Genomic DNA, 1,719 nt, shown 5'->3' with positions numbered 1-1,719 from the left:
TTTCAATTAGTGCTCGTTCAGGGGGTGTTGGTGGGAGGATGGACTATGACTGTGCGTCCGCCCGTTGCCGTGTTACGCGCAAAGTTCGATCGGATCCTGCCGCATCTCGACGAGCGCTGCCGTCGGCTCTACCTGGCCAGCGAGGCCGCTGCCATCGGCCACGGTGGGATCACCCTGGTGGCTGCTGCTTCCGGGGCCAGCACAGCCACCGTCGCGCGCGGGGTCACTGAACTGGCCGGGAACCCGATGCCGACGAGGAGGGTTCGGGCTCCGGGAGCCGGTCGCAAGCCGTTGACGGTCACCGACCCTGGTCTGCTGCCGGCACTGGAGTCGCTTATCGAGCCGCACACCCGGGGTGACCCTGTCTCCCCGTTGCGATGGACCACCCTGTCGCTGCGTGCCCTCGCCTCGACCCTCACGTCACAGGGACATCGGGTCAGCGCCGCGACCGTCGGGCGCCTGCTGCACAGCCTGGGTTACAGCCTGCAGGGCACCGTCAAGACCACCGAAGGAGCCAGCCATCCGGACCGCGATGCCCAGTTCGCCCATCTGAACGCCACAGCCACCGCCTTCCTCGATGACGAGCAGCCGGTGATCAGTGTCGATACCAAAGCCAAGGAATGGCTCGGCAACCGCGACCGGCCCGGCCGCACCTGGCGGCCGGGCAAGAACCCGATCAGGGTCGACTGCCACACCTTCACCACCAGCGACCAGCCGGTGGCCATTCCCTACGGGATCTACGACATCGCCACCAATACCGGCTGGGTCAACGTCGGGACCGACCACGACACTTCCGAATTCGCGGTGGAATCCATACGCCGCTGGTGGCAGCACCGCGGACAGGCCGACCACCCGGACGCCACCCGGCTGCTCATCACCGCCGACTCCGGAGGCTCCAACGATCCCCGCCGCTGGACATGGAAGAAGCACCTGCACGCCTTCGCACAGGAGAGTGGGCTCGAGATCACGGTCTGCCATTTCCCACCCGGCACATCAAAGTGGAACAAGATAGAACACCGGATGTTCTGCCACATCACCGCGAACTGGCGAGGACGACCGCTGACCAGCTACGAGGTCGTCCTCAAGACCATCGCCGCAACGACCACCACGACCGGGCTTTCGATCGAATCCGAACTCGACACCGGTAGCTACCACCTTGGCACGACCGTCACGCCCGCTGAGTTCCACGCTCTGCCGATCACACCGAGCACGTTCCACGGCGACTGGAACTACACCCTCGCACCCACCCCGCCCAAACCTCCCGAGGCGCCACGGACTCGTCGCCAGATCGACCCGGCCCTGACCGAACTGCTCACCAACCCGGCCCTGACGGGTATGGCCCGCTCCGACTTCGACCACGTGGTGGCGGTCTCGGAGCCGTACTGGGACGCCTTGGCCGAGGCCGCATTCCAACGACGCTTTCACCGTCCGCGCAGCTATCTCCACCCGCAGACCAGCAGCCTGGACCACTACCACCGACTATTGACGGCGCTGTTACGCCGCCGCAGAGCAGCGACCAGTACGCTCCTGGCCCACTTGCTGGGCGTCACCCGCACCAACCTGTCCAATCAGTTCCAGGACGGACACCGCCTCTTGGACCTGCACAAAATCACCGTCACGCCAATGCCCGGAGCGCCCGCCCGCACCCTGGAACAGTTGAAGGCCCGTGGAACGCCTATCGAGAGACACCCCACGGCTCAAACCTGACAGTTATTTAAT

Annotated in this window: 1 pseudogene; it reads left to right on the top strand. The window is 65.3% G+C overall.

Annotated elements, in window-relative coordinates:
• Positions 1 to 45 precede the first annotated feature (45 nt).
• A pseudogene (locus WA762_RS35340) lies at positions 46 to 1,718 on the top strand (ISAzo13 family transposase).
• Position 1,719 lies beyond the last annotated feature (1 nt).

This window comes from Streptomyces tyrfis (assembly GCF_037034285.1).
Taxonomy (GTDB): Bacteria; Actinomycetota; Actinomycetes; order Streptomycetales; family Streptomycetaceae; genus Streptomyces.
Note: the sequence above shows the minus strand (reverse complement) of the source record. Positions and strands in the feature narration are given on the sequence as shown.